Origin of the sequence: Actinomadura sediminis (genome assembly GCF_042675525.1) — a bacterium.
In the GTDB taxonomy this organism is placed as follows: Bacteria; Actinomycetota; Actinomycetes; order Streptosporangiales; family Streptosporangiaceae; genus Spirillospora; species Spirillospora sediminis.
The window spans coordinates 1-24,703 of the sequence record NZ_JBHTJA010000038.1; the positions used below are offsets into that span (position 1 = coordinate 1).

The following is a 24,703-nucleotide window of genomic DNA, read 5'->3' on the forward strand; positions in this document are numbered from 1 at the left end:
CGGCGACCCCGCGGCGGCCTCGGCCGCGCCCTCCGCCTCCGGTCCCGCCCCCTCGGGCGCCGCCGGTGCGGGCGCCCCGGTCGTCCTCGGCGGCGCCGCCCTCCAGCCGCAGCTCGACGGGTTCCTCGCCCGGCACGAGGGCGAGCTCGTCGCGTTCCGCCGCGACCTGCACATGCACCCCGAGCTCGGCTACAGCGAGCACCGCACCACCCGCAAGATCGTCGACCGGCTGCGCGCGGCCGGGCTGAAGCCGCAGGTCCTCCCGCGCGGCACCGGCCTGTTCTGCGACATCGGCCCGGCCGACGGCGGGACGGTCGCGCTGCGCGCCGACATCGACGCGCTGCCGCTGCAGGACGAGAAGGAGGACGCCCCGTACCGGTCGACGGTCCCGGGCGTCGCGCACGCCTGCGGCCACGACGTCCACACCACGATGCTGCTCGGCGCCGGGCTGTTCCTCGCGCAGCAGGCCGAGGCGGGGCTCCTGCCGGGCCGCGTCCGGCTGCTGTTCCAGCCCGCCGAGGAGGTGCCGGGCGGCGCGCTGGACGTGATGGCGGCGGGCGGCCTCGTCGGCGTCGACCGCGCGTTCGCGCTGCACTGCGACCCGCGCATCGAGGTCGGCCAGCTCGGGCTGCGCACCGGGCCGATCACCGCGGCCTGCGACAAGGTGTACGTGAAGGTCACCGGGCCCGGCGGGCACACCGCGCGCCCGCACCTGACCGCCGACCTCGTCTACGCCCTCGCGAAGATCGTCACCGAGCTGCCGTCGGCGCTGTCGCGCCGCGTCGACCCGCGCTCCAGCCTGTCGCTGGTGTGGGGACGGGTGTCGGCCGGGTCGGTCGCGAACGCGATCCCCGACGACGGCATCGCGGAAGGGACCGTCCGCTGCCTGGACGACCAGGCATGGCACGCGGCGCCCGACATGATGAAGGCGCTGCTGCAGTCGGTCGCGTCCGCCTACGACGTCGAGGCGTCGCTGGAGTACGTCCGCGGCGTCCCCCCGACGGTGAACGAGGCGACCAGCGTGCAGATGTTCCGCGACGCCGCCGCGCAGGTGATGGACGAGGAGGGCGTCGTGCCCACCCCGCAGAGCCTCGGCGGCGAGGACTTCGGCTGGTACCTGGAGGCGGTGCCCGGCGCGCTCGCCCGGCTCGGCGTCCGCGCCCCCGGCTCGCCCGCCGAGTACGACCTGCACCGCGGCGACTTCGACGTGGACGAGCGCTGCGTCGCCGTCGGCGTCCGCGTGCTGAGCGCCACCGCGCTGACCGCGCTGTGGGAGGGCGGACGGCCCGGCGGCGGCGAGCCGATCGAGGGCGCCGCGCTGACCTGAGGGCGCCGGCCCGAGGGGCCGGCCGCGCCTTCCGATCGGGCACCGTGCCGCCGATGACCTGTGGCGACTTGTCTACGCATTGGTAACGGAGCTGTTGCGAAACCGCGCACTCTGGCGGTTTTGCACGATTTCCAAGGTAGCGTCCCATCGTTTTCGGCGGCCGGTCCGGTCGCCTCCGTGGTGGGGAACGGAAGGAGCGCTACCTTGCGCCGTGGATTCAGAAGGACGCTCGTCGCCGTGACGAGCGCGGCGCTGATGCTCAGCGCGTCCGCGTGCGGCGGCAAGACGGCGGAGGGCGGCGGCGGCGAGGGCGGCGACGACGCCCTCAAGGTCGGGCTGGCCTTCGACATCGGCGGGCGTGGCGACCAGTCGTTCAACGACTCGGCCGCCGCGGGACTCGACCGGGCCGCCAAGGAACTGAAGATCGAGACCGAGGAGATCTCCGCCAAGCCGGACGAGCCGGACTCCGACAAGGAGTCCCGCCTGCGGCTGCTCGCGAACCAGGGCTTCAACCCGATCATCGGTGTCGGGTTCGCCTACACCGCGTCGGTGAACAAGGTCGCGAAGGAGTTCCCCGACACCAAGTTCCTCGTCGTGGACGCCGACGGCTGCAAGGTCGAGGGCGCGAACGTCGGCGCGGCCTGCTTCGCCGAGGAGCAGGGCTCGTTCCTCGTCGGCGCCGCCGCCGCGCTCACCTCCGAGACCGGCAAGATCGGCTTCATCGGCGGTGTGAACGTCCCGCTGATCCAGCGCTTCGAGGCCGGGTACGAGGCCGGCGCCAAGGAAGTGAAGCCCGACACCGAGGTGCTGTCGAAGTACCTGACGCAGCCGCCGAACTTCAACGGCTTCAAGGACGTCAGCCTCGGCAACGAGGCCGCCAAGGGCATGCTCGACGACGACGCCGACGTCATCTACCACGCCGCGGGCGGCGCCGGGATCGGCGTCATCAAGACCGTCGGCGGAGCCGGGAAGTGGGCCGTCGGCGTGGACGCCGACCAGTACAACCAGCCCGCGCTGGCCGGGGTCAAGGACCGGATCCTCACCTCCATGGTGAAGAAGGTCGACGTCGCCGTCTACGACTTCGTGAAGAGCGTCTCGGACGGCTCCTTCAAGGCCGGCCCGAAGGAGTACGACCTCGCCAACGACGGCGTCGGCTACGCCACGTCCGGCGGTCACGTCGACGACATCAAGGCCAAGCTCGAGGAACTGAAGAAGGGCATCATCTCGGGCGAGATCAAGGTTCCGGCCGGAGCCTGACCCGACCCCCGGACACCGGACGCCGCCCCGTGCGGCGGCGTCCGGTGCGCCCGTCGCCCCGTCCGAGGGCGTCCTTCACCCAGCACGTTCGAGGCAGGAGAAGCGCCCGTGCCCGACCAGGTGCCGGCCGTGCGGCTGGCGTCGATCACCAAGCGGTTCCCCGGCGTGGTGGCCAACCGCGACGTCGACCTCACGATCGAGCGCGGCGAGGTGCACGCGCTGTGCGGCGAGAACGGCGCCGGCAAGTCGACCCTCATGAAGATCCTCTACGGCATGCAGCGGCCGGACGAGGGCACCATCGAGATCGACGGCGAGGCGGTGTCGCTGCGCGGCCCCGGCGACGCCATCGCCCGCGGCATCGGCATGGTCCACCAGCACTTCAAGCTGGCCGACAACCTCACCGTGCTGGAGAACGTCATCCTCGGCGCCGAACCGAAACGGTTCGGCCGGATCGACTTCGCCGCGGCCCGCGCGAAGATCACCGAGATGTCGCGGGCCTACGGCCTGCGCGTCGACCCGGACGTGCTGGTCGAGAAGCTCGGCGTCGGCGAGCGGCAGCGCGTCGAGATCCTCAAGGTGCTGTACCGGGGCGCCCGCGTGCTGATCCTGGACGAGCCGACCGCCGTGCTCGTCCCGCAGGAGGTCGACGAGCTGTTCGGCAACCTGCGGGAGCTGCGGGCCGAGGGCCTGACCGTGCTGTTCATCTCGCACAAGCTGGACGAGGTCCTGTCGGTGGCCGACACGATCTCGGTGATCCGGCGCGGCACCACGGTCGCCACCCGCCTGGACCCGCAGGAGGTCACGTCCCGCCGGCTCGCCGAGCTGATGGTGGGCTCGGAGCTGCCCACCCCGGAGCTCCGCGACTCCACCGCGACCGATCGGGTCCAGCTCGACGTCGGCGGGCTGACCGTGCTCACCCCCGAGGAACGCCCCCTCGTGGACGACGTCTCGCTGCGCATCCGCCGCGGCGAGATCGTCGGTCTCGCCGGGGTCGAGGGCAACGGCCAGACCGAGCTGATCGAGGCGATCATGGGCGTCCGCGCCGTGGACGCCGGCACGATCCGCTTCGGCGACGACGACATCACCCACTGGTCGACGCGCCGCCGCCGCGAGGCGGGCATCGCCTACATCCCCGAGGACCGGCACCGGCACGGGCTGATCCTCGAGGGCACCCTGTGGGAGAACCGGGTCCTCGGCCACCAGACCCGCCCCCCGAACGTCCGCGGACCGTGGATCGACCGGCGCGGCGCTCGCCGCGACACCACCCGCATCGTCCGCGACTACGACGTCCGCACCCCCGGCATCGAGGTGCCCGCGGCCGCGCTGTCCGGCGGCAACCAGCAGAAGCTCATCGTCGGCCGGGAGATGTCCGGCGACCCCCGCCTGCTGATCGCCGCCCACCCGACCCGCGGCATCGACGTCGGCGCCCAGGCCGCCATCTGGGACCACCTGCGGCGGGCCCGCGCCGCGGGCCTCGCCGTCCTGCTGATCAGCGCCGATCTAGAGGAACTCATCGGAATGTCCGACACCCTGCACGTGATCCTGCGGGGACGGCTGGTCGCGGAGGTCGACCCGCGCACCGTCACCCCGGAGGACCTCGGCTCCGCCATGACCGGCGCCGGAGCCTCCGCATGAGCGACCCGAAGGACCCCGAACACCCCGCCGCCCCCGGCCCGCCGGAACCGTCCGACCCGGACACCGCGGGGAAGCCGGACACGGCCGCCGAGCCGGACGGGCCGGAGCACGTTCCGGCCTGGAAGGCGATCCTGCAGGGGAAGGGCCCCCGGGGGATCGTCCTGAAGGTCGGCGCGCCGGTCGTGGCGCTGCTGATCTCGCTCGTCATCACGATGATCCTGCTGCGGGTCACCGGCGCGGACCCGTTCTCGGCCGTCCAGAGCATGATCGAGTACGGGACGACCGACAACTCGATCGTCGACATCCTGAACCGGGCGACGCGGTACTACCTGTCGGCGGTGGCGGTCGCGATCGGGTTCCGGATGGGCCTGCTGAACATCGGCGTGGACGGCCAGTACCGGCTCGCCGCGTTCCTCGCCGCCGTGCTCGGCGGCGCGCTCGCCCTCCCGGCGCCGCTCGGCCAGTTCTTCGTGATCGTCGCGGCGATGGTCGTCGGCGGCGTGTGGGCGGCGATCGCGGGCGTCCTGAAGGTGACGCGCGGCGTCAGCGAGGTGCTGTCGACGATCATGCTGAACGCGATCGCGACCGGCCTGATCGCGTACCTGCTGAACGAGGACCGGCTCGCCCAGGTCAGCCCGGGCAGCAACAACATCGCGACGCCGCCGATCCCCGAGGACGGGCGCGTCGGCCCGCTGAACGGGTTCCTGGCGGCGATCGGCGTCGACCTGCCGGGCCAGGTGTACGGGCTGCTGCCGCTCGCGATCGTCGTGGGCGTCGTGTTCTGGGTCGTCATCAACTTCACCCGGTTCGGGTTCGACCTGAAGGTGTCGGGGCTGTCGCCGTCGGCGGCGCAGGCGAGCGGCGTCAGCGCCCGCCGGATGATCGTCATCACGATGATCATGTCGGGCGCGGTCGCGGGCCTGATCGGGATGCCGGAGCTGCTCGGCGGGTCCCACGAGTACTCGCTGAACTTCCCGGCCGGGCTCGGCTTCACCGGCATCACGGTCGCGCTGCTCGGCCGCAACCATCCGTTCGGCATCGCGCTCGCGGCCCTGCTGTTCGCGTTCCTCGACCAGAGCTCGGACGTGCTGCAGGCGGTGGACGTGCCGAAGGAGATCGTCGGGGTGATGCAGGGCGTCGTCGTCCTGACCGTGGTGATCGTGTACGAGCTGATGCGGCGCTGGGAGATCCGGCTGCAGCAGCGGGCCGTGGCCGTCGAGCTGGCCACGGGCCACGACCTGGCCGGCGAGACCTCGGGGAGCGCGAAGTGACCGTCACGCAGGCCGATCGCGCCGCCGCCGCGAAGAACGGCGGCCGCCGTCTCCGCTGGCCGCACTACCTGCTGATCGCCGCCGGGCTGCTGATGCTGCTGTCGCTCGTCCGCACCCTGGACGGCGCGAACGACCTGACGTCCAGCGGGACGGTCGGGGCCGCGCTACGGCTGGCCGTGCCGATCTTCCTCGCGGGGCTCGGCGGGCTGTGGTCGGAGCGCTCCGGTGTGATCAACATCGGGCTCGAGGGCATGATGATCCTCGGGACGTGGGCGGGCGCGTGGGCCGGGTACCAGTGGGGCCCGTGGGTCGGCGTCGCGGTCGGCATCCTCGGCGGCGCCCTCGGCGGCCTGCTGCACGCGATCGCGACCGTGACGTTCGGCGTCGACCACATCGTGTCGGGCGTCGCGATCAACATCCTGGGGCTGGGGCTGACGCAGTTCCTGGCGGGCATGCTGTTCGCGACGGAGGAGGCGAAGGCGCTCGGCGGCGGGGAGCGGCAGTCGCCGCCGGTGGACTCGATCTCGACGCTGACGGTGCCGATCCTGTCCGGCGGCGAGGTGTTCGGGTGGAAGAGCCCGGACGTCCTCGGCTCCATCGAGAAGCACCACTGGTTCTTCGTGTCCGACCTCGCGGGCATCCTGCGCGGGGTGACCAGCGACGTGTCCGCGCTGACGGCGGTCGCGCTGCTGCTGATCCCGCTGTCGTTCTTCGTGCTGTGGCGGACGTCGTTCGGCCTGCGCGTCCGGTCCTGCGGCGAGGACCCGTACGCGGCGGAGTCGCTCGGCGTGTCGGTGTACCGGATGAAGTACGCGGCCGTCATCATTTCGGGCGGCCTGTCCGGGATGGCGGGGGCGTTCCTCGTCACCGTCGCCGCGAACTCCTACCAGGACGGCCAGACGAACGGGCGCGGCTTCATCGGCCTCGCCGCGATGATCTTCGGTAACTGGCGGCCGGGCGGGCTCACCGCGGGGTCCCTGCTGTTCGGGTACACCGACGCGATGAACCTGCGCGGCGGCGGCTCCTCGGTGCACGCGCTGCTGCTGTTCACCGCGATCCTGCTGATCGGCGCCGCGGTCTGGCAGGCGGTGCGGGCCGGGCGGCTGCGCCCGGACGCCGCGACGGACGCGGCGCGCCGCGCCGTCCGCCGCGCCTACATCGCGTCCGGTACGGCGCTCGTGTCGGCGCTGGCGCTGCTCACGTGGTTCCTGCTGAGCGAGACCGTCCCGGGCGAGCTGGTGTCGTTCACCCCGCACCTGATCACGCTGCTGGTGCTGGCGCTGTTCAGCCAGCGGCTCCGGATGCCGGCGGCGAACGGGGTCAGGTTCCGCAAGGGCGAGGCAAGATAGCCCCCATGGAGATCGACTGGCCCGCCCTGCGCGGTGCCGCGCGGGAAGCGATGGCGCGCGCCTACTGCCCGTACTCCGGGTTCCCCGTGGGCGCCGCCGCCCTGGTGGACGACGGACGCGTGATCACCGGCTGCAACGTGGAGAACGCGTCGTACGGGGTCGGCCTGTGCGCGGAGTGCTCGCTCGTCTCGGCCCTGTTCGGGCCGGGCGCGGCGGAGACGCCGCGGCTGGTCGCGGTCGCGGTCGTCGACCGCAACGGCGACCCGCTGATGCCGTGCGGGCGCTGCCGGCAGCTCCTGTGGGAGCACGGCGGCCCGCCGCTGCTGCTGGAGACGGCGCGCGGCGTCCTGCCCATGTCGGACGTCCTGCCGGACGCGTTCGGCCCCGACGACCTCACCACCCGCTGATCGTTCGAGCAGAGAGGACCACGTGGACGCCATCGATGTCATCCGCGTCAAGCGGGACGGCGGCGAGCTGGCCCCGGACCAGATCGACTGGACGGTCGACGCCTACACCCGCGGCGCGATCGCCGAGGAGCAGATGTCGGCCCTCGCGATGGCGATCCTGCTCAACGGCATGACGCGGGCCGAGGTGGCGCGCTGGACGGAGGCGATGATCGCCTCCGGGGAGCGGATGGACTGGTCGGCGCTGGACCGGCCCACCACCGACAAGCACTCCACCGGCGGCGTCGGCGACAAGATCACGCTGCCGCTGGCGCCGCTGGTCGCGGCGTGCGGCGCGGCCGTCCCGCAGCTTTCCGGGCGCGGGCTCGGGCACACCGGCGGGACGCTGGACAAGCTGGAGTCGATCCCCGGGTGGCGGGCGTCCCTGACGAACGCCGAGATGCTGGACGTCCTGCGCGCGTCGGGCGCGGTGATCTGCGCGGCGGGCACGGGCCTCGCCCCCGCCGACCGGAAGCTGTACGCGCTGCGCGACGTGACCGGCACCGTCGAGTCGATCCCGCTGATCGCGTCGTCGATCATGTCGAAGAAGATCGCCGAGGGGACGGGGGCGCTGGTCCTGGACGTCAAGGTCGGTTCGGGCGCGTTCATGAAGACGCCCGAGTCGGCGCGGGAGCTCGCGGAGACGATGGTCGCGATCGGCGCCGACCACGGCGTCCGCACGGTCGCGCTGCTCACCGCGATGGACCGTCCGCTCGGCCGCGCGGTCGGGAACGCCCTGGAGGTCGCCGAGTCGGTCGAGGTGCTCGCGGGCGGCGGGCCGTCCGACGTCGTCGAGCTGACCGTGGCGCTGGCCCGGGAGATGCTCGACGCCGCCGGGATCACCGGCAAGGACCCGGCGGACGCCCTCCGCGACGGCTCGGCGATGGACGTGTGGCGCCGCATGATCGCCGCGCAGGGCGGCGACCCGGACGCGCCGCTGCCCGCGGCGGCCGTCACGCACACGATCACCGCGCCCGCCTCGGGCGTCCTCACCCGCCTGGACGCCTACGGCGTGGGCGTCGCGGCCTGGCGGCTCGGCGCCGGGCGGGCCCGCAAGGAGGACCCGGTGTCGTTCGGCGCGGGGGTCACCTGCCACGCCAAGCCGGGGGAGACGGTCACCGCGGGGCGGCCGCTGCTCACCCTGCACACCGACGACGAGACGCGCGTCGCCCGCGCCCTCGAGGCGCTCGACGGCGCCTACGAGATCGTCCCCGGCGGTGCCGCCGACCTGCACCCCCTCGTTCTCGGCAAGATCGGCTGACGGGTTGGGAACGGGCCCGGTGGGAACCGTTCCCCCGTGCCCGTCGCGATCCTCGCCGCCGTCCTGGCCGGCGCCTGCTTCGCCCTCGCCGGCGTCCTGCAGCAGCGCGCCGCCAGCGCGCGCCCGTCCCGCGAGGCCATGTCGGTGCGGCTCCTCGGCCGCCTCGCCCGGGACCGGACGTGGCTGTTCGGCATCGCGTTCGCCGTCGCCGCGTACGGGTTCCAGATGCTCGCGCTGGCGTTCGGCCCGCTGGCCCTCGTCCAGCCGCTGATCGTCACCGAGCTGGTCTTCGCGATCCCGCTGTCGGTGTGGCTCTACCACCTGCGGATGGGCGCCCGCGAATGGTACGGGGCGCTCGCCGTCGCCGGGGGCCTCGCGCTCGCGCTCGTCGCCGCCGACCCGCGCGGCGGCGAGCACCCCGTCCCGCCGGGGGAGTGGCTGCTGACGATCGCCGCCGTCCTCGCCGCGACCGCCGTCGCGCTGACCGCCGCCCGGTACGCGGGCGAGCTGCCCCGCGCGTCCCTCATCGCGCTCGCCGCGGGCCTCGTCATGGGCACCCAGTCGGTGCTGCTCGCCGCCACCGTCGCCAAGATCGAGCAGGGCTTCGCCGCGCTGTTCACGTCCTGGCAGACGTACGTGCTGGTGATCGCGAGCATCGGCGGGCTGGTGCTGATCCAGAGCGCGTTCCAGGCCGGGCCGCTCGCCGCGACCATGCCGGTGATCGACTCCACCGAGCCGGCCGTCGCCGTCACCCTCGGCATCCTGCTGTTCGACGAGCGGATCCGCGTCGGCCTGCTGCCGTCCGGCCTGACCGTCCTCGGCCTCGCGATCCTGCTCACCGGCATCGCCGCCCTCGACACGTCCCCGCTGCTGCAGGCGCTGCACCGTCAGGAGATCGAGCGCCGCACCACCTGACGTCCCGCCGTCTCCTGCCACACCGGCAGCAGGTCCTCGGCGAGCACCCGGCTCCACGACCGGTGCCGCGCCCGGGACGTCGCGACGGCCGCACGCGCCAGCTCCGCGCGGCGCGCCGGGTCGCCGGCGAGCGCCGCGATCTCGCGGGCCCACCCGTCCGGGTCGTCGCGCCGCACCACGACGCCGTCCCGTCCGGGCGCCGCCAGCCACGTCGTCGTCAGCGCCACCTCGGGCAGCACCACCGGCAGCCCGCACGCCATCGCCTCCGCGACCACGTTGCCGATCGTCTCGCTGCGGGACGGGAACGCGAGCATGTCGCAGCCCGCGTACACCTCCGCGAGGTCGTCCTGCCCGAGCCGGCCGAGCAGCGTGACCCCCTCGCCGAGCAGTGCCGACAGCGGCCCGGCGGCCGCGCCCGACCCGGCGACGACGAGCCGCACGTCCCGTCCGTCCGCGCGCAGCCGCCGCACCGCCTCGCCCGCCACCATCACCCGCTTGGACGCGTCGACCCGCCCCGCGAACAGGACGAGCGTCTCGGCGTCCCCGAGCCCGTGCCGGGCCGCGAGCCGCGCCCGCGCCGCCGGGTCGGGCCGGAACCGGTCCACGTCGACCCCCCGGCCGAGCAGCGACACCCGGCCGGACCCCACGACCGCCTCGACCTCGCCCCGTTCCGGCGGCGTCGCGACCAGCACCCGGTCGCACGCCCGCAGCAGCCGGTCCCGGCGCCGGCGGGCCAGCGCGGCGGCGGCGTCCGCGACCGCCCCCGGCATCCGGAGCTGCCGCAGGTAGGCGGCCGTCAGCGCGGGCACGTCCGTGTGGAGCGAGCACACCATCCCCGGCCGTTCGGGCAGCCGCCCCGCCAGCCGGACGGCCGTGCCCGCGAACGCGAACGCGTGCGTCAGATGCCAGACGTCGTGCTTGCGCAGCCGCACCGCCAGGCCGGGGTGGTACGGCGCCAGGTCCGTCGCGTCGACCCCGCCGAGCAGCCGCGCCAGCGGCCCGTCCCCCAGCATGGGACGCAGCGTGACGAACCGGACGGTGTCCGACAGCGGCTCGACCCCGTCCCGCTGTCCCAGCACGTAGAGCGTGAGGTCGACGCCAGGGTCGTCCCGCGCCGCCGCCTCCGCGAACCGCTCCCAGCACTTCACGTGCCCGCCCGCGCCGGCGTCCCGCTGCAGCTCCACCAGGACCGCGACGGACGTCCTCATGTCCCGCGCTCCAGTTCCCGCTCGTAGGCGACCGCGGCCTTCGCCAGCACCCACACCCCGGCCGTCATGACCAGCAGCCCCACCGCCTCGATGCCCAGCCACATCGGCGACAGCCGGACCGTGCCGCCCAGCACCCCCAGCCCGATCGCGATCCCCGCCAGCGGCTCCACCGCCGCCAGCGGCGGATATGACGCCTCCAGCGGTTCCAGCTTGAACGCGCTCTGCAGCAGCAGCGTCCCCGTCACCGCCACCGCCGCGACCGCGTACGGCGACCAGTGCAGCAGCAGCGCGACCAGCCCGTGATCGAACAGCCGTCCCATCGCCGTGTCCGTCAGCGCCGACTGGAGCCCGAACAGCATCCCCGCGCCGACGCCGAGCACCGGCGCCTCCTTCTCCGGCGCCAGGTGCCGCGCCACCTTCACCAGCCCGCCCGTGATCAGCCCGACCAGCCCCGCGATCAGCAGCCAGATCCAGATCGGCGCGTCGGTGGCCTCGCCCTCCTCCGGACGGCCCGCGACCAGGAACGCCCCGAGCCCGCCGGAGATCGCGATCGCGCCGCCCCACTCCCGCCCGGTCAGCCGCCGCCGCTCCCACGTCGCGGCGATCGGCAGCGCGAACAGCAGCCGCGTCACCAGCAGCGGCTGCACCAGCGCCACCCCGCCCTTGCCGAGCGCCAGCGCGCTCAGGACGTTGCCGACCACGGCCGTCCCGACCCCCACCAGCCACAGCCGCTGCCGCGCCAGGTACCACAGCAGCCGCCAGTGCAGCACCAGGCCCTCGGGCGCGCGCGAGGCCGCCCGCTGCTGCACGGCCGAACCCAGCCCGAACAGCGCGGCCGCCCCGAGAGCGAGCACGTACACCACGCATCGCCGCTACCCCGCTCGACCGTCCGCACACCTGCGTCACCTGCGGCGATGCACGTCCGCCCGTGCCGTGCCGTAGGGTCGGCGCCCATGATCGACCAGACCCGGGACGCCTACGACGCCGTCGTCCCCCTGTACGCCGAACTCTTCGGCGACGTCCGCCGCCACCATCCCGTCGACCGGGCGCTGGTCGCCGCGTTCGCCGAGACCGTGGAGGGACCGGTGGCCGACGTCGGGTGCGGCCCCGGCCACTACACGGCGCACCTGCGCTCCCTCGGCGCGGACGCCTTCGGCATCGACCTGTCGCCCGAGATGATCGCCCACGCCCGCGCGGCCCACCCCGGCGTCCGCTTCGCCGAGGGCACGATGTCCGCCCTCGACGTCCCGTCCGAATCGGTGGGCGGCGTCCTGTCCTGGTACTCGATCATCCACGCGGTCCCGGACGACGTGCCGGGGATCCTCGCGGAGTTCCGCCGGGTGCTCGTCCCCGGCGGCCACCTCATGCTCGGCTTCTTCGCGGGCGGCGACGCCCCGGCGCCGTTCGACCACAAGGTCGTGCGGGCCTACCGCTGGCCCGCCGACCACATGGCCGCGCTGCTGCGCGACGCCGGCTTCGAGGAGACGGCCCGGACGTCGCGCCGTCCCGCGCCGGGCGAGCGGCCGTTCGACCAGACCGGCATCCTCGCCCGCAAGGTCTGATCCCCGGGGTCAGCGGCCCGCGCGGTGATCACCTCGGTGAGCCGGGGGCGCTCCGCCGCCGTGGTGGCCCGCGCGATCCGCTGGACCCGGCGCGGAACGGCGACTCCAGCCCGTCCGGCCGCGGGCTCCGGTCGCCGCGCACGAAAAAGCCGCGGCCGGGACCGTCCGGGGATCAGCCCCAGAACGGCGGGCCGCCCTGCGTCGACGACCACACCCACACGTACAGGAGGAACGCGAACCCGAGCAGCCCCACCAGCAGCGGCCAGCCGGGGCGGTGCACGCGGTGCCTGGCCATGCTCACCACCTCCTTCGAGGGGGATGTCACCGTCCCCAAAAGCGACAATCCCCAACAAAGGCAAACAATCAGCGCTTGAGCTCCTCGTGCAGGGCCGAGATGCCGCGACGGGCTCCGTGACGCCGTCCGCCCGCACCGCGCCCATCGAGTGTCGCACGTCACATTCGCCGTCCGGTCACATCTCGCCGGGCCGGTCCGTCATTGCGGTGTCACCATCGACACCACGAGGAGATCGCCATGGAAGCCCGGTTCGACTACTACGGCAACCCCGCCGCGACCAAGTTCATGAAGCACCTTCAGGCGGCGGCCACCGCGGGGAAATCCGCACTCCCGCCCGCGACGCAGGAGCTGGTGAAGATCCGCGCCAGCCAGATCAACGGCTGCGGCGTCTGCACCGACATGCACACCAAGGACGCCGCGCACGCCGGGGAGACGCCCGTGCGCCTCAACCTCGTCGCGGCCTGGCGGGACGCGACGGTGTTCACCGAGGCCGAGCGCGCCGCCCTCGCCCTCGCCGAGCAGGGCACCCGCCTCGCGGACGGCGGCGTCTCCGACGAGGTCTGGGCGAACGCCGCGAAGCACTACGACGAGGACCAGCTCACCGAGCTGGTGTCCCTCATCGCGGTCATCAACGCCTGGAACCGGATGAACGTCATCGTCCGCCAGCCCGCCGGCGACTACCAGCCCGGCCAGTGGACCTGACCGGGCCCCCGGCCCCACGCGGCTCATCGGCGCCCTGACCGCGCGGGGCCCGACCATGCCCGGGCGCCCGCCCGGCGCCGGGGCGGGCGCCGGATCGGGCGGGGCGCCCCCCCGGTCGTTCGCGGCCGGGGGCGCACGGACGGGCGTGCCCGCTATGCGGCGTCCGTCCGTGCGCAGGCCGCGGCGACGGCGGCGGGGTCCCAGTAGACGGGGCGGCATTCGAGCATGCGGCCGTCCCGGACGGTGATCCACTGCAGGACCTCCGTCTCGACCGCCCGTCCCGTCGCCCGCGCGCGGAACCGGACCCGGTTGCGCACCGCCACGGTGTCCCGGTCGCCCCGGTGCTCCTGGTCCAGGAACTCCATCGACTCCCAGACCTCGCTGAACCGCGCGAGGAACCGTTCCATGCCGTCGTGGCCGCGCCACGTTCCCGTGCCGGTGAACGGGAGGCCGGGCGCCTGGTACAGGACCACTTCGGGGTCCAGCCAGGCGGCGACCGCGCCGTAGTCGGCCGTGCCGTACCCGCCCGCGGCCACGTAGGCGGCCTCGGCGGCGTAGAAGTTCTGCATGACGCTCCAGGCGTCCATCGTCCGTTCCTCTCGCAGGTGTCGCTCCGGGAACACCGGGCACGCGGGCCGGGTTGCGGCGGAGCCGTCCCGACCTGGGGAACTCCTGTCACCGTCGCGTCACCATGCGTGCGGTACACGCGTATTGCAGATTGAACGCTTGTATTGCATACTGGAGGCATGGACGAGATGCGCGAGCGGGCCGCCGAGGAGCTGACGGCACGCGCGCGCATCCGCGACGCGGCGCTCCGGGAGTTCGCCGAGCACGGCGTGAACGGCGCGACGATCCGCGGGATCGCGCGGGCGGCCGGGGTCTCGCCGGGGCTCGTGCAGCACCACTTCGGCTCCAAGGAGGCGCTGCGCCGGGCCTGCGACGAGTACGCCCTGGAGACCCTCAAACGCACCAAGCTGGAGGGTCTACAAGGCGGGATCGCCAACCCCGGCTTCACCACGGCGGCGATGAACGAGGTGCTGCCGCTGCAGCGCTACCTCGCCCGCGCGCTGGTGGACGGCTCGCCCGGGGCGGCCGAGCTGTTCGACGACGCCGTCCGGGCCGGCAAGGAGATGCTCAAGGGCGACACTCCGGGGCTGTCCCGGCCGAACACCTCCGACCCGCACGCCTACGCGGTCGTCATCACGGGGCTGAACTTCGGCCTCACCGTGATCCACGAGCACATCTCGCGGGCGCTGGGCGCCGACATGCTCGGCCCCGAGGGGTACGCGCGCATGGCGCGCGCGATGCTCGACATCCTCACCGACGACCTGCTGGCCCCGGAGCTGGTCGTGCAGATGCGCGCGACCCTGGACCGGATGCTCGCCGAGTCGACCGGGCCGCGCATCCCCACGTCCGACGCGGCCGCCCGCAAGGCCGACTCCGACCCGCCCGCCTGACCCGCTCACGCACCCCCCGTCCGTCCGCGCGATTCCGGCCGGACGGCCCATGGTGCGCGCACACGGCCCACCCGGCCGTCCTCCACCACCGCCGCGGCGCCGCGCGCCCGCGTGAACCCCCGTCCTCCGCACCCGTCACGAGGTGTTGTCATGACCGCAAGTTCCGCATTCCCCATCGAGGTGTCCGGCCTGGTCAAGTCGTTCGGCCGGACCCGCGCCCTGGACGGTCTCGACCTGACCGTCCGCACCGGCGAAGTCCACGGTTTCCTCGGCCCCAACGGCGCCGGGAAGTCGACCACCATCCGGATCCTGCTGGGCCTGCTGCGCGCCGACGCCGGGACGGCCCGGCTGCTCGGCGGCGACCCCTGGCGCGACGCGGTGCCGCTGCACCGCCGCATCGCCTACGTCCCCGGTGACGTCGACCTGTGGCCCAACCTCACCGGCGGGCAGGCCATCGACCTGCTGGCCCGGCTGCGCGGCGGCCTCGACCGGGCCCGCCGCGACGAGCTGTGCGACCGCTTCGACCTCGACACCGCCAAGAAGGGACGCACGTACTCCAAGGGCAACCGGCAGAAGGTGGCGCTGGTCGCGGCCCTGGCCTCGCGGGCCGAGCTGCTCATCATGGACGAGCCGACCGCGGGGCTCGACCCGCTGATGGAGGCGGTGTTCCAGGAGTGCGTCGCCGAGGCGAGCGCGGAGGGCCGCACGGTGCTGCTGTCCAGCCACATCCTCGGCCAGGTCGAGAAGCTGTGCGACCGGGTGAGCATCATCCGGCTCGGCCGGATCGTGGAGAGCGGCGCCCTCCGCGACCTGCGGCACCTGACCCGCACCACCATCGAGGCCGAGACCGAACGCCGCGTCACCGGGCTCGACGGGCTGCCCGGCGTCCACGAGTTCACCGCCGAGGACGGGCGGGTGCGGTTCGACGTCGACGCCGAGCATCTGGGCGCGGTCGTCCGCCGGCTGAGCGAGTTCGTCCCGCGCACGCTGATCAGCCGGCCGCCGACGCTGGAGCAGCTGTTCCTGCGGCACTACGGCGACGAGCTCGCGGACAACGGCGTGCCCGTCGAGGGCGTCGCGGACGGTACGGCCGCGCGGGACGGGAAGGGGGCGTGATGGCCGTCGCGACCGAGACCGGCGCCGCGACCGGCAGCCGTCCGGCGGGCGACAGCACGCTCACCGGCACCGGGACGCTCGCGCGGTTCATGCTGCGCCGCGACCGGGTCCGGCTCCCGGTGTGGCTGCTCGCCCTGTCGCTCGGCACGGCGATGACCGCCTCGAACCTCGCCTCCACCTACCCCACGGCCGCGGACCGGCAGTCGCGCGCCGACCTGGTCGACAGCCCGGCGGGCGCCGCGTTCAGCGGTCCGGGGCACGGCCTCGGCGACTACACCTACGGGGCGATGCTCGCGAACGAGATGCTCGGCTTCGTCGCGATCTTCGCGGCGCTGATGAGCGTCCTGCTGCTCGTCCGGCACACCCGGGCCGAGGAGGAGGCCGGACGGGCCGAGCTCGTCCGCGCCGGGGTGGTGGGACGGCACGCGCCGCTCGCCGCCGCGGTGCTCGTGGTGGGCGGCGCGAACGTCGTGCTGGGCGCGCTGACGGCGCTCGCACTGGGCGGTTCGGGCATCGAGACCGTGACATGGCCGGGCTCCCTGCTGTTCGGCGCCGCGCTGACCGCGGTGGGGCTGGTCTTCACCGCCGTCGCGGCCGTCACCGTGCAGCTCACCGAGTACGGCCGGGCCGCGAGCGGCATCGCGGGCGCGCTGATCGCGGTCGCGTACACGCTGCGGGCGGTCGGCGACATGGGCGGCGGCGCGCTGTCGTGGCTGTCGCCGATCGGATGGGCGCAGGCCACGAAGGTGTACGTGGACGGCCGGTGGTGGCCGCTCGCGCTCGCGCTGCTGCTGGCGGGCGGCCTGCTCGCCGCGGCGTTCGCGCTGGCCGCGCGCCGCGACGTCGGCGCGGGCCTGCTGCCGCCGCGTCCAGGGCCGCGGACCGCGTCGGCGTCCCTCGGCACGCCGCTCGGGCTGGCGCTGCGGCTCCAGCGCTCCGGGCTGCTGTGGTGGGCGGTGTCGATGGCCGCGCTCGGCGCCGTGTACGGGGCGTTCGCGGGCGACGTGCGGGACGCGATCGCCGAGAACGCGGCGCTGCAGGACTGGGTGGGCTCCCTGCCCGGTTCGTCGCTCGCCGACCGGTTCGTCAGCGTGATCGCGTCCATGCTGGCGGCGGTCTGCGGCGTCCAGGTGATCCTGGCGATGCAGAAGCCGCGGAGCGAGGAGATCGCCGGGCGGGCCGAGCCGGTTCTGGCGACGGCCGTGTCGCGGACCCGGTGGCTCGCCGGCCACGTGGCCGTCGCGCTGGCGGGCGGCGTCGTGATGCTGCTGCTCACCGGGCTCGGCGCGGGGGCCGCGGCGGCGATGTCGGTCGGCGACGCGGGGCTGCTGCCGAGGACGGTCGGCGCCGCGCTCGCCTACACCCCGGCGGTGTGGATCACGGGCGGGGCGGCGCTCGCGCTGTTCGGCCTGGCACCGCGCGCGATCCCCGCCGCGTGGGCGATCGTGGTGTACGCCGTCTTCGTCACGACGTTCGGCGGGCTGCTGCAACTGCCGGGGTGGATGGACGACCTGTCCCCGTTCGGGCACGTGCCGATGCTCCCGAGCGCGGAGATGAGCTGGACGCCCCTGGTGGTCCTCACCCTGATCGCCGCGGCGCTCGTCGCGGCCGGGTTCGCCGCCTTCCGCCGCCGGGACCTCGACCTGCGCTGACCCGGTCCGGAACCGGTGCCCGCCGCCTCCGGGCGGGCACCGGTTCCGGACGTCCGCGCGTCCGCGTTGTACTGTCGTCCCCGACATTCCTTGACGAGGAGGCCGGTATGCCCCCCGACGAGCGTTTCCAGACCGATCGGCCGGTCTCCGCACGCGTCTGGGACTACTGGCTCGGCGGCAAGGACCACTACGAGGTCGATCGCGCCGCGGGCGAGCGCGTCGCCCGGGAGGTCCCGGGGATCGTGTCGGCCGCCCGCAGCGACCGGCTGTTCCTCGGCCGGTGCGTCCGGCACCTGGCGGGGACCGAGGGGGTGCGGCAGTTCCTCGACGTCGGGACGGGGCTGCCGACGGTCGACAACACGCACGAGATCGCGCAGCGGGTCGCGCCCGAGAGCCGGATCGTGTACGTCGACAACGACCCGCTCGTCCTCGCGCACGCGCGGGCGCTGCTCGCGGGCACCCCGGAGGGCGCGACCGACTACATCGACGCGGACGTCCGCGATCCCGCGCGCATCCTGGACGGGGCCGCGCGCACGCTCGACTTCGACCGTCCGGTCGGGCTGATGATGCTCGCGCTGCTGCACTTCGTGACCGACGACGGCGAGGCGCGGCGGATCCTGCGGGCGTTCACCGACGCGCTCGCCCCCGGCAGCTTCGTCGCGCTCTCGCACGCCTGCCTGGACGTGGACGTGACGCGCGCGGCGACGGACGCGTGGAACTCCAGCGGGACGCCGCAGCTCATCCGGGCGCGGACGGCGAAGGAGATCGAGGCGCTGTTCGACGGCCTGGAGCTGCTGGAACCCGGGGTGGTGTCGTGCCCGCACTGGCGTCCGGAGCCGAGCCCGTGGGGGGAGCCGAAGGAGACCATGACCTTTTGTGGAGTGGCGAGAAAACTACCCTCCTGATCACCGAACGGGCAGTATCGGGCGATACGGATAGGCCCGGCGGGAGGCAGGATTTGGCGCACATCGATCTGGACGACGGCATCCCGGGGCTGCCCTCGCTGCTGCGGTTCCGCCCGGAGACGGCCGGGCCGCTCTCGATGCTCGCCGAGACGCTGCTGCGCGGCCCCGGCCCGCTGGAGCGCGGCGAGCGCGAGCTGATCGGCGCGTACGTGTCGGAGCTGAACGGGTGCCGCTACTGCGCCTCCACCCACGGCGCGTGCGCCGCCGTGCAGCTTCCCGGCGGGGCGACGCTCGTCGAGCGGGTCCACGCGGACCCGTCCACGGCGCCCGTGTCCGACCGGCTGCGGGCGCTGCTGGCGATCGCGGCGGCCGTGCGGCGCGGCGGGCGCGAGGTCGGTGCGGAGCACGTGGCGGCCGCCCGCGCCGCCGGGGCGACCGACGTCGAGATCCACGACACGGTGCTCATCGCCGCCGCGTTCTGCATGTACAACCGGTACGTGGACGGCCTCGCGACGGCCGTCCCGTCCGACCAGTCCTTCTACGCGCGCGCCGCCGAACGGCTCACCGCCGAGGGGTACTTCCCGCGCTGACCTCGCCCCGAACAGCCCGAACGGGCGCCGCGAACACGAAGATTGTTCTATTTTGGCCGTCATGGCGACGGTGTTGTTGGTCGAGGACGACGAGATCGTCCGGCAGGCGCTGATCCACGAGCTGACCGATCTCGGGCACGCCGTGCACAGCGTCGTGCGCGCGCTGGACGCGCTGCGCGAGGCGACCGACGGCCACGGCTACGACATGATCGTCCTCGACCTCGGGCTGCCCGACCTCGACGGCGCCGAGGCGCTGAAGATGCTGCGCGCCGTCACCGACACCCCCGTGATCATCGCGACCGCGCGGGACGACGAGCGCGAGATCGTCCGGCTGCTGCGCACCGGCGCCGACGACTACGTGGTCAAGCCGTTCTCCGGCGACCAGCTCGACGCGCGCATCCACGCGGTGCTGCGCCGCGTCCGGACGAACGCGCCGCCGGACGTCCTGCAGGTGGGCGGCCTGCGCATCGACCGGGACGCGCGCCGCGCCAGCCTGGACGGGACGCCGCTGCGGCTCACCCGCCTGGAGTTCGACCTCCTCGCGTTCCTCGCGGCCCGGTCCGGCCGGGTGGTGCGCCGCCGGGAGGTCCTCGCCGAGGTGTGGCGGCAGGCGAACGGCGACGACCAGACCCTCGACGTCCACATGTCGTGGCTGCGCCGCAAGCTGGGGGAGACCGCCGCGCGCCCCCGCTACCTGCACACGGTCCGCGGCGTCGGCGTGATGCTGACGGCCCCGTGACCCGGTCAGTACTCGTGCACCTCGACGAGGGTCGGATGGCCGTTCCAGGTCGCGAACACGGCCGAGCCGTGCTCGCCGTCCGTCAGGTCCACCCGCAGCCACTCCTCGCGGCGCCACTCGCGGACCGTGAACCCCCGCTCGGGGGAGGCGGACACGAGCCGCGCACCGTACTCGTGCACCTCCAGCACCACCCGTCCCGACTTCAGCGTGAAGGTGCGCAGCCGCCCCTCGGACGACGCCCCCGGCGGCGCCGCGGACCGTCCGGCGGTCGGCGTGGCTGACGGGCTCGCGGGCGTCCGGCTCGGCGACGGCGCCAGCGTCTCCCGCTTCGCGGGCGACGACGCGGGCGGGCTCTGCGGCGCGGGCGGCCGTCCGGTGCGGGCCGGGACCGCCGCCGCGGGCGCGTCGCCGAGCGCCGTGCCGCCGACGGCGTGCTGCACGCCCCACCAGCTCACCGTGAGACCGGCCAGCGTCGCCGTGCACCACGCGGTCGCGAACCGTATACGCATGGCGGACATTATGACCGGACGGCCGCGATGAGGGGCCCGGGTCCGGGCGGCATGCGCGGCACCCTGGCCCTCGTCGCGTTCGCCGTGACCACCATGGTCGCGGTGTCGTTCCTGCTCCCGCTCGGCCTGGTGGTGAAGCAGATCGCCCGCGACCGGGCCCTGACGGGCGCCGAACGGCAGGCCGCGTCGCTGATCCCGGTGCTCGCGATCACCGCGGACCCGGACGTCCTCGCCGACGCCGTCGCGTCCACCGAGGCCGGGGCGGACGGGCGGCTCGCGCTGCACCTGCCGTCCGCCACCGTCGGGACGCCGCACGCCGCGCCCGGCGACGTCGCCGCGGCCCGCGACGGCGGCCGGGCGTTCGTGGCCGGGCTGCGCGGCGGGGAGGTGCTGCTGCGGCCGGTGGTGCGGGACGGCGCGCCCGCCGCGGTCGTCGAGGTGTTCGTCCCGGGCGCGGAACTGTCCCGGGGCGTGACCGAGGCGTGGCTGACGCTCGCCGGGGTGGCGCTCGCGCTCGGCGCGGTCGCCGTCGCGATGGGGGACCGGCTCGCCACCCGCGTCGTCCGCTCGTCCCGGCGGCTCGCCGACGCCGCCGGCCGGGTCGGCGCCGGCGACCTGGACGTGCGGGTCACGCCGGACGGCCCGCGCGAGCTGCGGGCCGCCGCGACCGCGTTCAACACGATGGCCGAGCAGGTCGCGGGCCTGCTGGCGACCGAACGGGAGACCGCCGCGGACCTGTCGCACCGGCTCCGCACCCCGCTGACCGCCCTCCGCCTGAGCATCGACGGGCTCGTCGCCAACCCGGGCGACCCCCGCCGCCTCGACCGCGGCCGGGAGGCCCTGGCCCGGCTGGAGGGCGAGATCGACGCGCTCATCGCCGCCGCCCGGCGGCCCCGCCCGCAGGCCGCCGGGTGCGACGCCGCCGACGTCGTCCGGGAACGGCTGGAGTTCTGGTCCGCGCTCGCCGAGGACCAGGGCCGCCCGCACCAGCTCATCGCGCCGGACGGCCCGGTCCCGGTGCCGGTCGCGCGCGCCGAGCTGGTCGCGGCGATCGACGCGCTGATGGGCAACGTGTTCCGGCACACCCCGCGCGGCGCCGGGTTCACCGTCACCGTGCACCGGGGGCGGCACGCCGTGGGCCTGCTGTTCGCCGACGCCGGGCCGGGCATCGCCGACGAGCGGGCCGCGCTGCGCCGCGGGACGTCCGGCGCCGGGTCCACGGGGCTCGGCCTCGACATCGCCCGGCGGCTCGCCGCCGCCACCGGCGGCAGCCTGCGCGTGGACCGGTCCCCGCAGCTCGGCGGCGCCCGCATCCAGATGTGGCTGCGCACCGAGCCGGACGCGCCGGGCCGCGCGAAACGGGGCCGCCGTACGGGGCCGCGGCGCTGAGCGCAACGCCTTTATGCGGCTCTTAAGGCCGAGGTCAGGCGGCACTAATCCGGCGCTCCCTAAGGTCCTGGATGCCGGACCCGCCACCGCCGCGTGGCCGTCCGGGAGGGGCGGCGGACGTCGCGGCGGGCGGGGGCCGCCGCGGCGCGCCCGCCACATCGACCGGCCGTGCCGGTTCCTTCGGGAGAAAGAGCGCCGTGGAGAAGTCAACGAACGGGGCCGCCATGGCGGTGTGGGTGACGTCGCATCTCATGTCCGTCCGCGGCGACGTGTGGCCCGCCGAGCAGGACGGCGGCGCCTACCGCTGGGAGGGGCGGGCCGCGGACGGGGCGTGGCTCGCCACCGCGCACGGCCGGTGGCTCCGGCTGGCCCCGCTCGTCCGGGGCGACGGGTTCCCGATCGTGGCCCGGCCGACCCTGCGCACGTTCCCGGCGGTCGCGCCCGGCACCGATCTGGTCGCGCGCGGCACCGCGACCGGGGTCCTGCTGTCGGCGGTGCTGCACCGCGACGAGGCGCCGCCCGAGCTGTGCTTCCGGGTGACGCTGCCCGCCGGGCTGGTGCTGGAGCCCATGCCGTCCGGCGCACTGGACGTCGTGGACGACTTCACCGGCGCGACCGTCGGCCGGTTCCCGCGGCCGTGGACGTGCGACGCGATGTACCGCCCGGTCGGCGCCCTCTACATGCTCGACGGCCCGGTCGTCACCCTGCGGCTCGACCTCGCGGACGTCGCGTTCCCGATGGTCGCGTTGCTGCGGTACACCGCGGTCACGGGCCGTCCGCTCCCCGTCGTCCCGCCCAAGATGGAGGCGCACCGGCACGAGCTCGAGTACGCGGGATCGCCGAACTGACCCGTGAACGCCGAAGGCGCCCCGGCACGTCCGTGCCGGGGCGCCGTCCGTCCGGGCGTCAGGTGCCGAGCATGCCGAGCATCTGCTGGATCTGGTCGGTCCGGGAGTCCCGGACCCGCTCGGCGAACGCCTTCGTGTCCGGGTTCGCGCCCTCCGCGAGCTCCGTCCGCGCCATCTCGACGGCGTTGTGCCGGTGGGCGATGAACAGGTTGAGGAACGCCGTCTCGAACGCCGCGCCCTTCGCCCGCTTCAGCGCCGCGATCTCCTTGGCGCCGGTGGCGGGCATCGCGCCGTGCGCCGAGTGGTGACCGTGCCCGTGCCCGTGCTGCGCCTTCAGGGGCTTCGACCACGCCTGGAGCCAGGCGATCATCCGTTTGGCCTCCTCGGTCTGCGTCGCCTCGACCGCCCCCGCGAAGACGCGCACGTCCGGGCTCGGCGCCCGCTCGGCCGCCAGTTCCGCCATCTCGAGCCCCTGCCGATGGTGCTCGATCATCATCTGCAGGAACATCACGTCGCCGTCGTTGTGCTTCGCCGCCGGGGTCGCGGCGCTCACCGGGCGTCCGTCCGCGTCCTCGCCGCCGCCGCACGCCGTCAGCAGCAGCGGTGCGAGGACGGCGGCCGCGGCCAGCGCGGCCCGGGCCTTCACAGCGGAAGCCAGAGGGCCAGGGTGAACTGCGAGGGCTCCCAGCTGCGGATCGACTGGTGCGCCTGCCGGCAGCGGTACTTCTTGCCCTGGTACGTCACGACGTCGCCCGCCCTGTACGTCTGCCATGCCTTCCACTCGGTCCCGGCCGCGGGCGGCCTCGGCTGCGCGGGCGCCCCCGTGGACGGTCCCGTGGACGGCCGGGTGGTCGGCTTCGTCGGCGGCTCGCCCGTGGGCTTCGGGCCGGCGGGCGGACGGGCCGTCCCGCCGGAACCGCCGCCGATGTTCACGTCGACGCAGTTGTAGAACGCGTTCGCGGTGTCGCCGATGTTCCACACCGCGAGCACCGTCTGCCGTCCCGAGAAGCGGCTGAGGTCGACCTTGTGCGCGACCACCGTGCCGGGCATCTGGTTGTTCCCGGCGAACGACGCGACGCGCGTCCCGCCGATGAAGTACTGCCAGTTCGCGGTGCGGTGCCGCGCGGTGATGACCCAGTTGAACGTCGCGGTCTTCCCGACGTTCGTCGCGGGCCAGTTCCGGTTCTTGTTCGACAGCTCCGCGAACTGCGCGTTCCCGCCGTGGCAGTTGCGCAGGCCCTTCGGCCCCTCGACGCTCTGCGGCTCCCACTGGATGGGCCCGCAGCCGGAGACGGTGCCCTTCGCGCACAGCGCCTGCCGGCTCGGCGGGGACGAGACGTACCCGTGCGCCGACGCGGGGCTCGCGACGAACAGGGTCGACCCGACGGCGGCCAGGGCGGTGAGGGGATATGCGACCGATCTGCGCATGGAGACCTTCCCAACGTGGTGTCCGGCGGCCGCCGGACCGGAGACGTCCGGCCTGCCGCTCTTGCCGTCGGGACGGTAACGACGCCCGCCCTAAAGCCGCCTTAACGACCTCGGAAACCCCCATGAAGCCGCGCAAGGGCCCTTGGCGCCCACTGGGCGGCGGTCCGCGCGTCACCAGCGATGGCGGTGGACGACGTCGTCGAAGGACCGGCGGTTCGGCCGCTCGACCGGCTTCAGCGGGCGCGCGGCGGGATAGCCGAGGGCCACCACGTAGGGGCAGACGCGGTCGCCGGGAAGCCCGAGGACGCGGCGGGCGGCGTCCTGGTCGAAGACGGCCGCGTGCCCGCTGGCGATGCCGAGGTCGACCGCGCCGAGCATGATGCTGATGCTCGCCTGCCCGAGATCGAAGAACGCGGTCTCGCGCTCGGACGCCTCCTCGAAGTCACGGACGACCAGGGCGATGGCCGCCGCGGCGCCGCCCAGGTAATCGGCGTACCGTCCGACGCCCGCCAAATCGGCCAACTGGTCACGGTCGGTGACGGCGACGAAATCCCAGGGTTGCCAGTTCTTGGAGGACGGCGCCCGCCGGGCCGCCTCGAGAATGCGATCGATATCGCCGTCCGGGATATGTTCGTCCGTGAACTTCCGAACATTCCGCCGAGAGGTGATGGCGTCCCATGTCTCCATTCCGGTGGACTACCCGCCGGGTTTTGGAGGAAACCGGCGTCGGCCTGGACACGCCCGCTTTGGAATCGGCGTCGAAACGTCGGTGAGAACGGAACTCTTTGTCAATTGTTGAGATCTTCTTTTGTCGATCAGAGGAGGGGAGCGTCCGGCGCGGGCCG

The 24,703-nt window shown here is 74.2% G+C and carries 26 protein-coding genes; 18 read left to right on the forward strand and 8 right to left on the reverse strand.

Annotated features, from left to right (window positions below):
* The 8 genes from ACFQ11_RS19360 to ACFQ11_RS19395 all read left to right on the forward strand — a co-directional run.
* Nucleotides 1-1,327, forward strand: a 1,327-nt coding sequence (locus ACFQ11_RS19360; protein WP_378300477.1) for an amidohydrolase, incomplete at its 5' end; no start/stop codon positions are given.
* Between the two features lie 204 nt (nucleotides 1,328-1,531).
* Nucleotides 1,532-2,584 carry a BMP family lipoprotein gene (locus ACFQ11_RS19365; protein WP_378300479.1) on the forward strand — a complete coding sequence of 351 codons (1,053 nt, stop codon included), beginning with the start codon at nucleotides 1,532-1,534 and terminating at the stop codon, nucleotides 2,582-2,584.
* A gap of 108 nt (nucleotides 2,585-2,692) precedes the next feature.
* Nucleotides 2,693-4,219, forward strand: a complete 1,527-nt coding sequence (locus ACFQ11_RS19370; RefSeq protein ID WP_378300481.1) for an ABC transporter ATP-binding protein — start codon at nucleotides 2,693-2,695, stop codon at nucleotides 4,217-4,219.
* Nucleotides 4,216-5,490: an ABC transporter permease gene (locus ACFQ11_RS19375; protein ID WP_378300484.1), complete on the forward strand. Its 1,275-nt coding sequence runs from the start codon at nucleotides 4,216-4,218 to the stop codon at nucleotides 5,488-5,490. The genes ACFQ11_RS19370 and ACFQ11_RS19375 overlap by 4 nt, the downstream gene beginning before the upstream one ends.
* Nucleotides 5,487-6,839 (forward strand): ABC transporter permease, encoded by a 1,353-nt coding sequence (locus ACFQ11_RS19380; RefSeq protein ID WP_378300486.1) that lies wholly within the window; start codon nucleotides 5,487-5,489, stop codon nucleotides 6,837-6,839. Before ACFQ11_RS19375 ends, ACFQ11_RS19380 begins: the two co-directional genes overlap by 4 nt.
* A gap of 5 nt (nucleotides 6,840-6,844) precedes the next feature.
* Nucleotides 6,845-7,246 (forward strand): cytidine deaminase, encoded by a 402-nt coding sequence (locus ACFQ11_RS19385; RefSeq protein WP_378300488.1) that lies wholly within the window; start codon nucleotides 6,845-6,847, stop codon nucleotides 7,244-7,246.
* Between the two features lie 22 nt (nucleotides 7,247-7,268).
* Complete coding sequence (locus ACFQ11_RS19390) at nucleotides 7,269-8,543, forward strand: thymidine phosphorylase (protein WP_378300490.1); 1,275 nt, start codon at nucleotides 7,269-7,271, stop codon at nucleotides 8,541-8,543.
* Between the two features lie 36 nt (nucleotides 8,544-8,579).
* Nucleotides 8,580-9,458: a DMT family transporter gene (locus ACFQ11_RS19395; RefSeq protein WP_378300492.1), complete on the forward strand. Its 879-nt coding sequence runs from the start codon at nucleotides 8,580-8,582 to the stop codon at nucleotides 9,456-9,458.
* Here the strand turns inward: ACFQ11_RS19395 and ACFQ11_RS19400 are convergent.
* Together ACFQ11_RS19400 and ACFQ11_RS19405 are read right to left on the reverse strand one after the other, a co-directional pair.
* Nucleotides 9,431-10,666: a glycosyltransferase gene (locus ACFQ11_RS19400; protein WP_378300494.1), complete on the reverse strand. Its 1,236-nt coding sequence runs from the start codon at nucleotides 10,664-10,666 to the stop codon at nucleotides 9,431-9,433. The two genes, ACFQ11_RS19395 and ACFQ11_RS19400, sit on opposite strands and share 28 nt — an antisense overlap.
* Nucleotides 10,663-11,529 carry a DMT family transporter gene (locus ACFQ11_RS19405; protein ID WP_378300496.1) on the reverse strand — a complete coding sequence of 289 codons (867 nt, stop codon included), beginning with the start codon at nucleotides 11,527-11,529 and terminating at the stop codon, nucleotides 10,663-10,665. The genes ACFQ11_RS19400 and ACFQ11_RS19405 overlap by 4 nt, the downstream gene beginning before the upstream one ends.
* Before the next feature lie 90 nt (nucleotides 11,530-11,619).
* On the opposite strand from ACFQ11_RS19405, the gene ACFQ11_RS19410 reads away from it, so the two are divergent.
* Nucleotides 11,620-12,228 (forward strand): class I SAM-dependent methyltransferase, encoded by a 609-nt coding sequence (locus ACFQ11_RS19410; RefSeq protein ID WP_378300498.1) that lies wholly within the window; start codon nucleotides 11,620-11,622, stop codon nucleotides 12,226-12,228.
* A gap of 172 nt (nucleotides 12,229-12,400) precedes the next feature.
* On the opposite strand, the gene ACFQ11_RS19415 is transcribed toward ACFQ11_RS19410, so the two are convergent.
* On the reverse strand, nucleotides 12,401-12,523 hold the full coding sequence (locus ACFQ11_RS19415; RefSeq protein ID WP_378300500.1) for a hypothetical protein: 123 nt from the start codon (nucleotides 12,521-12,523) through the stop codon (nucleotides 12,401-12,403).
* A 237-nt stretch (nucleotides 12,524-12,760) separates the two neighbouring features.
* On the opposite strand from ACFQ11_RS19415, the gene ACFQ11_RS19420 reads away from it, so the two are divergent.
* Entirely contained in the window at nucleotides 12,761-13,225 is a 465-nt protein-coding gene (locus ACFQ11_RS19420; protein WP_378300502.1) for a carboxymuconolactone decarboxylase family protein, read from the forward strand.
* Nucleotides 13,226-13,377: 152 nt separating this feature from the next.
* On the opposite strand, the gene ACFQ11_RS19425 is transcribed toward ACFQ11_RS19420, so the two are convergent.
* On the reverse strand, nucleotides 13,378-13,812 hold the full coding sequence (locus tag ACFQ11_RS19425) for a nuclear transport factor 2 family protein (protein WP_378300504.1): 435 nt from the start codon (nucleotides 13,810-13,812) through the stop codon (nucleotides 13,378-13,380).
* A 159-nt stretch (nucleotides 13,813-13,971) separates the two neighbouring features.
* On the opposite strand from ACFQ11_RS19425, the gene ACFQ11_RS19430 reads away from it, so the two are divergent.
* From ACFQ11_RS19430 to ACFQ11_RS19455, 6 genes are all read left to right on the forward strand, one after another.
* Complete coding sequence (locus ACFQ11_RS19430) at nucleotides 13,972-14,682, forward strand: TetR/AcrR family transcriptional regulator (RefSeq protein WP_378300506.1); 711 nt, start codon at nucleotides 13,972-13,974, stop codon at nucleotides 14,680-14,682.
* A gap of 150 nt (nucleotides 14,683-14,832) precedes the next feature.
* Nucleotides 14,833-15,798, forward strand: a complete 966-nt coding sequence (locus ACFQ11_RS19435) for an ABC transporter ATP-binding protein (protein WP_378300508.1) — start codon at nucleotides 14,833-14,835, stop codon at nucleotides 15,796-15,798.
* Nucleotides 15,798-17,450, forward strand: coding sequence for an ABC transporter permease (locus ACFQ11_RS19440; protein ID WP_378300510.1), 1,653 nt, complete (start codon nucleotides 15,798-15,800; stop codon nucleotides 17,448-17,450). Before ACFQ11_RS19435 ends, ACFQ11_RS19440 begins: the two co-directional genes overlap by 1 nt.
* 107 nt (nucleotides 17,451-17,557) lie before the next feature.
* Nucleotides 17,558-18,355: an SAM-dependent methyltransferase gene (locus tag ACFQ11_RS19445; protein WP_378300512.1), complete on the forward strand. Its 798-nt coding sequence runs from the start codon at nucleotides 17,558-17,560 to the stop codon at nucleotides 18,353-18,355.
* A 53-nt stretch (nucleotides 18,356-18,408) separates the two neighbouring features.
* Nucleotides 18,409-18,945 carry a carboxymuconolactone decarboxylase family protein gene (locus tag ACFQ11_RS19450; RefSeq protein WP_378300514.1) on the forward strand — a complete coding sequence of 179 codons (537 nt, stop codon included), beginning with the start codon at nucleotides 18,409-18,411 and terminating at the stop codon, nucleotides 18,943-18,945.
* Between the two features lie 61 nt (nucleotides 18,946-19,006).
* On the forward strand, nucleotides 19,007-19,684 hold the full coding sequence (locus ACFQ11_RS19455; RefSeq protein ID WP_378300516.1) for a response regulator transcription factor: 678 nt from the start codon (nucleotides 19,007-19,009) through the stop codon (nucleotides 19,682-19,684).
* A gap of 5 nt (nucleotides 19,685-19,689) precedes the next feature.
* Here the strand turns inward: ACFQ11_RS19455 and ACFQ11_RS19460 are convergent, their stop codons facing one another.
* Nucleotides 19,690-20,193 (reverse strand): hypothetical protein, encoded by a 504-nt coding sequence (locus tag ACFQ11_RS19460; RefSeq protein WP_378300518.1) that lies wholly within the window; start codon nucleotides 20,191-20,193, stop codon nucleotides 19,690-19,692.
* 51 nt (nucleotides 20,194-20,244) lie between these two features.
* Between ACFQ11_RS19460 and ACFQ11_RS19465 the strand changes: the two genes are divergently transcribed.
* Nucleotides 20,245-21,582 carry a HAMP domain-containing sensor histidine kinase gene (locus ACFQ11_RS19465; RefSeq protein ID WP_378300520.1) on the forward strand — a complete coding sequence of 446 codons (1,338 nt, stop codon included), beginning with the start codon at nucleotides 20,245-20,247 and terminating at the stop codon, nucleotides 21,580-21,582.
* 197 nt (nucleotides 21,583-21,779) lie between these two features.
* The gene (locus ACFQ11_RS19470) at nucleotides 21,780-22,430 is read left to right on the forward strand and encodes a hypothetical protein (RefSeq protein ID WP_378300522.1); all 651 of its coding nucleotides are present in this window, start codon (nucleotides 21,780-21,782) and stop codon (nucleotides 22,428-22,430) included.
* Nucleotides 22,431-22,488: 58 nt separating this feature from the next.
* Here the strand turns inward: ACFQ11_RS19470 and ACFQ11_RS19475 are convergent, their stop codons facing one another.
* The 3 genes from ACFQ11_RS19475 to ACFQ11_RS19485 form a co-directional block, all read right to left on the reverse strand.
* Nucleotides 22,489-23,076, reverse strand: a complete 588-nt coding sequence (locus ACFQ11_RS19475) for a DUF305 domain-containing protein (protein WP_378300524.1) — start codon at nucleotides 23,074-23,076, stop codon at nucleotides 22,489-22,491.
* Entirely contained in the window at nucleotides 23,073-23,858 is a 786-nt protein-coding gene (locus ACFQ11_RS19480) for a lytic polysaccharide monooxygenase (protein ID WP_378300526.1), read from the reverse strand. The genes ACFQ11_RS19475 and ACFQ11_RS19480 overlap by 4 nt, the downstream gene beginning before the upstream one ends.
* A gap of 171 nt (nucleotides 23,859-24,029) precedes the next feature.
* Nucleotides 24,030-24,545 (reverse strand): nitroreductase family protein, encoded by a 516-nt coding sequence (locus tag ACFQ11_RS19485; protein ID WP_378300528.1) that lies wholly within the window; start codon nucleotides 24,543-24,545, stop codon nucleotides 24,030-24,032.
* Nucleotides 24,546-24,703: the final 158 nt, after the last annotated feature.